The organism is Microbacterium sp., from assembly GCF_047606685.1.
Taxonomy (GTDB): Bacteria; Actinomycetota; Actinomycetes; order Actinomycetales; family Microbacteriaceae; genus Microbacterium.
In genome coordinates this window covers 1-7,075 of sequence record NZ_JASGEC010000054.1, presented here as the reverse complement: position 1 = coordinate 7,075, position 7,075 = coordinate 1, and the positions used below count along the sequence as shown (strand labels likewise).

The following is a 7,075-nucleotide window of genomic DNA, read 5'->3' as shown; positions in this document are numbered from 1 at the left end:
CGGTCTCCGAGCTCGTCGCCCTGTCCGAGACGCAGCTCATGAACATCCGCAACTTCGGTCAGAAGTCGGTCGACGAGGTGCGCGACAAGCTCATCTCGCTCGGTCTGTCGCTCAAGGACTCGGTGCCCGGCTTCGACGGCGCCCACTTCTATGGCGGCTACGACGAAGAGACCGTCTGATCCTCCCCTTCTGACCTGGAGTAATTGAGAATGCCCAAGCCCACCAAGGGTCCCCGCCTCGGCGGCGGCCCGGCTCACGAGCGCCTGCTCCTCGCGAACCTCGCGGCGGCGCTGTTCACCCACAAGTCGATCAAGACGACCGAGACCAAGGCCAAGCGACTGCGTCCGCTCGCCGAGCGCCTCATCACCTTCGCCAAGCGCGGCGACCTGCACGCGCGTCGCCGCGTGCTGTCGGTGATTGGCGACAAGGAGGTCGTGCACGTCCTGTTCACCGAGATCGCGCCGCTGGTCGCCGAGCGTGAGGGCGGGTACACCCGCATCACCAAGGTCGGCAACCGCAAGGGCGACAACGCGCCGATGGCCGTCATCGAGCTCGTGCTCGAGCCGGTGACTCCGCGCGCGAAGGCGACGAAGCGCGCTGCGGAGCCGGCCGCCGCGGCGCCTGCCGCCGAGGAGGCCCCGGTCGAGGAGCCGGCCGCGGAGGATGCTGCCGAGGAGGCGGCGACCGACGCCGCCGAGGCTCAGGATGCTGCCGACGAGGCGGGCGCCGAATCGCCCGAGGAGGGCGCCGCCGCCGAGGAGGCTGCCGAGGACGCCGCCGACAAGTCGGAGTAGCACGCCGTTCGTGAGGCCCGCACCCTTTCGGGGGTGCGGGCCTCACGCGTGCGCCGCGGCGGCCCGTGTGTCGTCATGGGCGCGTCAAGACCCGTCGCAGGTGCCGAGACCCGTTGGGCGCGTCGAGACCCACGCCTGGAGGGTGGGTTTCGGGCCCCGGGGTGGGTCTCGGGCCTCGGGGTGGATCTCTGGCCCCGGGGTGGGTTTCGGGCGTCGGGGTGGGTTTCGGGCGTGCGGGTGGGTTTCGGGCGTGCGGGGCGTGCCGAGGTGTCGCGCCGGGGCCCGCCGGGCCGGCCGATCGGCCCGACGCCCGGGCGAGCCCGCGCGCAGCCGACGGGGTGGTTGACTGGAGCCGTGCGGATCCGCCTCGACATCGCCTACGACGGCTCGCACTTCCGCGGGTGGGCGCGCCAGCCCGGACTCCGCACCGTCCAAGGCTGCATCGAGGAGGCCATGGGCCGCGTGCTGCGCTCCGGCGTGCGGCTCGTGGTCGCGGGGCGCACCGACGCCGGAGTGCACGCGACCGGCCAGGTCGCCCACGTCGACATCGACGACGTGGTGTGGGCGGCGGCGACCGCGCCGCGGCGCGGGCACGAGGCATCCGACCCGGTCGCTGTCTTCGCGCGCCGGGTGCAGGGCGCGCTCGGCGCCTACTCCGACGTCGCGGTGACCCGGTCGACGATCGCGCCGGAAGGGTTCGACGCCCGGTTCTCCGCCGTGTGGCGCCGCTACGCGTACCGCGTGTGCGACCTCGACGGCGGCTACGACCCGCTCGAGCGGCACCGCACCACGAGCGTGCGCGCGCGCCTCGACGTCGCGGGGATGGATGCCGCCGCGCGCTCGCTCGTCGGGCTCCACGACTTCGCCGCGTACTGCAAGGCGCGCGACGACGCCACGACGATCCGCACGCTGCTCGAGTTCGACTGGCGGCGCGCCGACGACGGCGTGCTCGTGGCGAACATCAAGGCCGACGCGTTCTGCCACAGCATGGTGCGCGCGCTCGTCGGCGCGTGCGTCGCGGTGGGGGAGGGCCGGCTGGATGTCGAGGACGTCGTCGCGCTGCGCGACGCCGGGGCGCGCACCAGCGAGTTCACGGTGCTCGCCGCGCGCGGGCTCACCCTCGTCGAGGTCGGCTATCCGGCCGACGCCCTGCTCGCCGCCCGCGCGGAGCAGACCAGAGCGCGTCGCGACGGATGACCCCTGGGCCCTGCTATGAGTTTCCACCGCTCCAGGGCCCGACGTTCTATCCTGGTGGCGGCATGAAGGTGATCTCGTACAACCTGCGCAAGCATCGGGCTGCCACCGAACTGGGCGAGCTCGTGCGGGAGCATGGCGCGGACGTGCTGTGCCTGCAGGAGGCGGACACCGCCGACATCCCGGACCTGCTTGCCGGCCTGCGACTGGCAGAGGCGACCCAGCGCAATCGGCTGGGACTGGCCGTCTACTACCGCGAGAACACGTTCCGCGCCCTGGCGGTGCGCTCGCTCGCGCTCAAGAAGTCGTTGCACGACCGCGTGCTCAGGCCCGCGGAGGAGCGGATGCTGGGCGTCCGCCTGCACGACATCGACGCCGGCCGCGACTTCATCGTCGCGTCGTTCCACGCGGCGCCGCTGACGGCGCTGAACTCCCTGCGGCGCCACCAGATCCGCGCTGCGCTCGCCGACCTCCAAGAGCTCGGGCCGAACCTGCCCACGCTGATGGTCGGCGACTACAACTACCCGGTGTTCAAGGAGCGCCTCAGCCAGAACGTCCGCGCGCAGGGGTACGAGTTGAGCCTCAGCGACGCGCGCACCTACACGAGGTACCGGTTCTTCCGCGGCCACTACGACTTCGCGACGTCGGTCGGGTTCGACGTGCGCGCCGTGAAGACGCTCCCGCAAGGGCTCAGCGACCACCTCCCGATCCTCGTCACCGCCGACTTCGACAGCGTCGCGTACGACGTCGCCGCCGCCGGCAACTGACCCGGGCCGCCGCCGAGTTGGCGGGCGGGGCGGGATGGCGTAGGCTGGATGTTTGGCGCCCGCGCTGGCGGCGCCGCGAACGTGAGCCCTCCACTGGCGTGTTGCGAGACAACCACCCCGGAGCGGGATTCACGAACCTCTCCGTTCGACAGAAAGCAGCACTACTGTGACGCGCACGTACACCCCCAAGGCCGGTGAAGTCACCCGCGAGTGGCTCGTCATCGACGCCACCGACGTCGTGCTGGGCCGGCTGGCCTCGCACGCGGCCGCGCTCCTGCGCGGCAAGCACAAGCCGACCTTCGCCAACCACATCGACACCGGCGACTTCGTCATCATCGTGAACGCCGACAAGGTCGCGCTCACGGGCCAGAAGCTCCAGAAGAAGATGGCCTACCGCCACTCCGGCTACCCGGGCGGCCTCAAGTCCGTCTCGTACGCCGAGCTTCTCGAGAAGAACCCGGTGCGGGCCGTGGAGAAGGCCGTGCGCGGCATGCTCCCGAAGAACAGCCTGGGCCGCCAGCAGCTGTCCAAGCTCAAGGTGTACGCCGGCGGCGAGCACCCGCACGCCGCGCAGCAGCCCAAGACGTACACGTTCGACCAGGTCGCCCAGTAAGCGCCGCTCAGACTCAAAGGACACACTGATGGCGAAGATCGCAGACTCCCTCTCGGCCGACGAGGCCCCCCAGGACTACAGCACCGAGACCCCGGCCGACCAGGCCGCCATGGTCGCAGAGCGCCCTGTGCTCAGCGTGCCCGGCGCCGCCGTGGGCCGCCGCAAGCAGGCCATCGCCCGCGTGCGCCTGCAGCCGGGCACCGGTGTCATCACCGTCAACGGCCGCGCGTTCGAGGACTACTTCCCGAACAAGCTGCACCAGCAGCTCATCACCGACCCGTTCACGGTGCTCGGCCTCGCCGACGCGTACGACGTCGTCGCCCGCATCTCCGGCGGCGGCCCTTCGGGGCAGGCAGGCGCCCTGCGCCTCGGCATCGCCCGCGCGCTGAACGGCATCGACGTGGAGAACAACCGCCCGACCCTGAAAAAGGCCGGCTTCCTCTCGCGCGACGCGCGCGTCAAGGAGCGCAAGAAGGCCGGTCTCAAGAAGGCCCGCAAGGCTCCGCAGTACTCGAAGCGCTGATCGGCGTCCGATGGCGTTGTTCGGCACGGACGGCGTGCGAGGGCTGGCCAACGGCCACCTCACCGCCGACCTGGCTCTGAGCCTCGCGCAGGCGGCCGCGGTCGTGCTGTGCGAGGGCCGCACGGCCGAAGCGCGCCGTGCTGCCGGCCGCCGGCCGAGCGCCGTCGTCGCGCGCGATCCGCGCGTGTCGGGCGAGTTCCTCTCCGCCGCCGTGTGCGCGGGGCTGGCCTCGTCCGGCGTCGACGTGTTCGAGGCCGGTGTGCTGCCCACCCCGGCGGCGGCGTTCCTCATCGCCGACCGAGACGCTGACTTCGGCGTCATGGTGTCGGCGTCGCACAACCCGGCCCCCGACAACGGCATCAAGATCTTCGCGCGCGGCGGAGTGAAGCTCCCCGACATCGTCGAGGAGCGCATCGAAGCGGCGATGTCCGGCCCGAAGCTGCAGCCCACCGGCGCGGGCGTCGGCCGCATCCGGCGCTTCTCCGACGCGGAGGACCGCTACGTCATCCACCTGCTGGGCTCGCTGCCGCACCGGCTCGACGGCATCCACGTCGTGCTCGACTGCGCGCACGGCGCGGCCGCGGGCGTCTCGCCGGAGACGTTCCGCGACGCCGGCGCCGAGGTCACCGTCATCGGAGCGGACCCCGACGGGCTGAACATCAACGACGGTGTGGGCTCGACACACCTCGACCAGCTCTCGGCGGCGGTGCTGGCGCACGGCGCCGACCTCGGCATCGCCCACGACGGCGACGCCGACCGTTGTCTCGCCGTCGACGCCCGCGGCCACGTCGTGGACGGCGACCAGATCATGGCGATCCTCGCTGTTGCAATGAAGGAGCGTGGGCGGCTCGAGAAGAACACGCTCGTCACGACCGTGATGAGCAACCTCGGCCTGCACATCGCGATGCGCGCGCAGGGGATCGACGTGCTGCAGACCGCGGTCGGCGACCGCTACGTGCTCGAGGCGATGAACGAGGGCGGCTACACGCTCGGCGGCGAGCAGTCGGGCCACGTCATCATGAGCGACTACGCGACCACCGGCGACGGGCTGCTCACCGGCCTGCACCTGGTCGCCGAGATGGCGCGGCAGCAGAAGTCCCTCGCCGAGCTGGCCTCCGTCATGACCGTGTTCCCGCAGGTGCTCCTCAACGTCAAGGGCGTCGACCGCTCGCGGGTGGGGACGGATGCCGCGGTGCAAGCGGCCGTCGCGTCCGTTGCCGCCGAGCTCGGCGGCTCGGGCCGCGTGCTGCTGCGCCCGTCCGGCACCGAGCCGCTCGTGCGCGTCATGGTGGAGGCGGCTGACGAGGCGACGGCGCAGCGCTACGCCGGCCACCTCGCCGACGCGGTGCGCGCCAACCTCGCCCTCTGACCGGCCGCGGCTCCCGCCGAGCGCCTCAGGCGATGCCGCCGCCGTCGACCACCAGGGCCGCCCCCGTCACGTACGAGGACTCGTCGCTGGCCAGCCAGACGACGGCCGCCGCGATCTCGCCGGGCTGCCCCATGCGGCGCAGGGGGCGGTCCGCCGCCTCGGCGAGGAACTCGCCCGTGTCCTGGGCGAGCTGGCGGGCCTCCTCGCGCAGCATCCCGGTGTCGACGTCGCCGGGGTTGACCGAGTTGACGCGGATGCCCTGCGGCCCGTGGTCGATCGCGAGCGCACGCGTCATGTTCACGACGGCGCCCTTCGACGCGCAGTACGAGATCGCGCGCCCGCCGCCTTTGAGCCCCCAGCCCGACCCCGTGTTCACGATCGAGCCGCCGCCCGCCGCGGCCATGACCGGCACGACGTGCTTGCACATCAGGAAGATCGCCCGCACGTTCACGCCGAAGACGCGGTCCCACTCTTCCACGGTGGTCTCCACGGCGGTCGTGCGGCGGATGATGCCGGCGTTGTTGAAGACGACGTCCACGCCGCCGAACGCGCCGACGGACGCCGCGACCACCCGTTCGATGTCAGCTTCGTCCGACACGTCGGCGGCGAGTGCGATCGCCGTGCCGCCGGCGGCACGGATCTCGTCGGCGACCGCTTCCGCGGCGTCGGCGTTCAGGTCGACCACCGCGACCGCCGCGCCCTCGGCGGCGAGGGCGAGCGAGGTGGCGCGGCCGATGCCGCCCGCGCCGCCGGTGACGATGGCCTTCTTGTTCTGCAGGCGCATGGCCTTCTCCTCTGTGGTTCAGCCGCCGAGCGCGGCTTCGGGTGCGTGGACAGGATAGAGACTGGATGACGCGTGCCCGGTGACGACGCGGACGAAGCCGGCGAGCGTCGCGTCCGTCGCGGGATCGCCGGTGTCCACGAGCAGCGGGCGCCCGCGGAGCTCGATGAGCTTCGACTCTGGTGCGACCACGACGAGCGGATCGGGCCCGAGCGCGCGGACGACACGTGCCGACAGCTGCTGGTTGCCGCGTCCGAGCAGGAACCCCTGGCCGCCGATGATCGACACGACGGCTTGAGCGGGGCCGCGCCCCGCTTCGTCGAGCAGCTCGGCCTCCGACGCTCCTCGGCGGATGAGGCGGCCGTCGAGCACGACGTCCACGCCGAGCGGTGTCTTTTCGACACCGAGCGCGGTGGCGAGCTCGGCCATCGTTCCGCCCGGGCCGATGAGATACCGCACGCCGGGACGAAGAAGGGATGCCGCGCCGCGCGCGGCGGCGACGATCGCGGCGTGCTCAGAGGCGGGCGTGGCGGCCTTGCGGGCCTGGGTGCGCCCCGCGCGGTACGGCACCTCGAGCTGGCCGTACAGCCGCGGTTCCACGCGGGCGCGCCGCAGCGCTGCCTCGTCGACGTCGAGCACCTCGCGCGGCTGCGTCGGCAGGCCGCCGTGGAGCCACGACGCGGCGAGGCCGCCCGCGGCGCGTGGGCCCACGGCGAAGACGGGGGAGTACATCTTCACGCCGGCCGGGATGCCGAGGGCGGCGACCGCCGTGCCGGACAGGCCCGCGGCGACGTCGCGCGCGGTGCCGTCGCCGCCGGCGAACAGCACCAGCGTCGCCCCGGCGGCAGCGAGCGCCCGAGCCGCGGCGGTCGTGTCGCCCGCGGTGGTCGCCGCGGCCGGCTCGAAGACGACACGGGGCTCCAGGCCGGCCGCTGACGCGGCATCCTCGCCCATCGTCGCCGCGGCCGTCAGCACGGGCGTGCCGGGCGGCAGCGCCGACAGGGCGAGCGCCGCGCGGTCGGCCGCGCGCGAGG

General features: G+C 72.8%; 9 protein-coding genes. 7 read left to right on the top strand and 2 right to left on the bottom strand.

All coding sequences use genetic code 11. The annotated features are described in order from the left end of the window. The 7 genes from QM611_RS06300 to glmM all read left to right on the top strand — a co-directional run. Positions 1-179 (top strand): DNA-directed RNA polymerase subunit alpha C-terminal domain-containing protein (locus QM611_RS06300; RefSeq protein ID WP_415079057.1); only part of this gene is annotated, 179 nt, incomplete at its 5' end. 30 nt (positions 180-209) lie between these two features. Then, a complete protein-coding gene (gene rplQ / locus QM611_RS06295) occupies positions 210-794 on the top strand; it encodes a 50S ribosomal protein L17 (RefSeq protein WP_415079056.1) in 585 nt (194 codons plus the stop codon). A gap of 354 nt (positions 795-1,148) precedes the next feature. Then, on the top strand, positions 1,149-1,991 hold the full coding sequence (gene truA, locus QM611_RS06290; protein WP_415079055.1) for a tRNA pseudouridine(38-40) synthase TruA: 843 nt from the start codon (positions 1,149-1,151) through the stop codon (positions 1,989-1,991). A gap of 62 nt (positions 1,992-2,053) precedes the next feature. After that, positions 2,054-2,755 carry an endonuclease/exonuclease/phosphatase family protein gene (locus tag QM611_RS06285; RefSeq protein WP_415079054.1) on the top strand — a complete coding sequence of 234 codons (702 nt, stop codon included), beginning with the start codon at positions 2,054-2,056 and terminating at the stop codon, positions 2,753-2,755. Between the two features lie 166 nt (positions 2,756-2,921). Further along, positions 2,922-3,368 carry a 50S ribosomal protein L13 gene (gene rplM / locus QM611_RS06280; protein ID WP_415079053.1) on the top strand — a complete coding sequence of 149 codons (447 nt, stop codon included), beginning with the start codon at positions 2,922-2,924 and terminating at the stop codon, positions 3,366-3,368. A gap of 28 nt (positions 3,369-3,396) precedes the next feature. Continuing rightward, complete coding sequence (gene rpsI, locus QM611_RS06275) at positions 3,397-3,891, top strand: 30S ribosomal protein S9 (RefSeq protein WP_415079052.1); 495 nt, start codon at positions 3,397-3,399, stop codon at positions 3,889-3,891. Between the two features lie 10 nt (positions 3,892-3,901). Further along, positions 3,902-5,260 carry a phosphoglucosamine mutase gene (glmM, locus tag QM611_RS06270; RefSeq protein ID WP_415079051.1) on the top strand — a complete coding sequence of 453 codons (1,359 nt, stop codon included), beginning with the start codon at positions 3,902-3,904 and terminating at the stop codon, positions 5,258-5,260. A 25-nt stretch (positions 5,261-5,285) separates the two neighbouring features. Here glmM and QM611_RS06265 read toward each other — a convergent pair whose 3' ends face one another. Both QM611_RS06265 and QM611_RS06260 read right to left on the bottom strand, forming a co-directional pair. Further along, the gene (locus QM611_RS06265) at positions 5,286-6,044 is read right to left on the bottom strand and encodes an SDR family NAD(P)-dependent oxidoreductase (RefSeq protein WP_415079050.1); all 759 of its coding nucleotides are present in this window, start codon (positions 6,042-6,044) and stop codon (positions 5,286-5,288) included. A gap of 18 nt (positions 6,045-6,062) precedes the next feature. Next, on the bottom strand, positions 6,063-7,075 hold a 1,013-nt coding region (locus QM611_RS06260; protein ID WP_415079049.1), incomplete at its 5' end, for an ATP-NAD kinase family protein.

What these genes read in the sequence shown, in the direction of transcription:
- rpsI (WP_415079052.1), top strand. Translation starts at nt 3,397, where the DNA reads ATGGCGAAGATCGCAGACTCCCTCTCGGCCGACGAGGCCCCCCAGGAC.
- rplQ (WP_415079056.1), top strand. Translation starts at nt 210, where the DNA reads ATGCCCAAGCCCACCAAGGGTCCCCGCCTCGGCGGCGGCCCGGCTCAC.
- glmM (WP_415079051.1), top strand. Translation starts at nt 3,902, where the DNA reads ATGGCGTTGTTCGGCACGGACGGCGTGCGAGGGCTGGCCAACGGCCAC.
- QM611_RS06285 (WP_415079054.1), top strand. Translation starts at nt 2,054, where the DNA reads ATGAAGGTGATCTCGTACAACCTGCGCAAGCATCGGGCTGCCACCGAA.
- QM611_RS06265 (WP_415079050.1), bottom strand. Translation starts at nt 6,044, where the DNA reads ATGCGCCTGCAGAACAAGAAGGCCATCGTCACCGGCGGCGCGGGCGGC.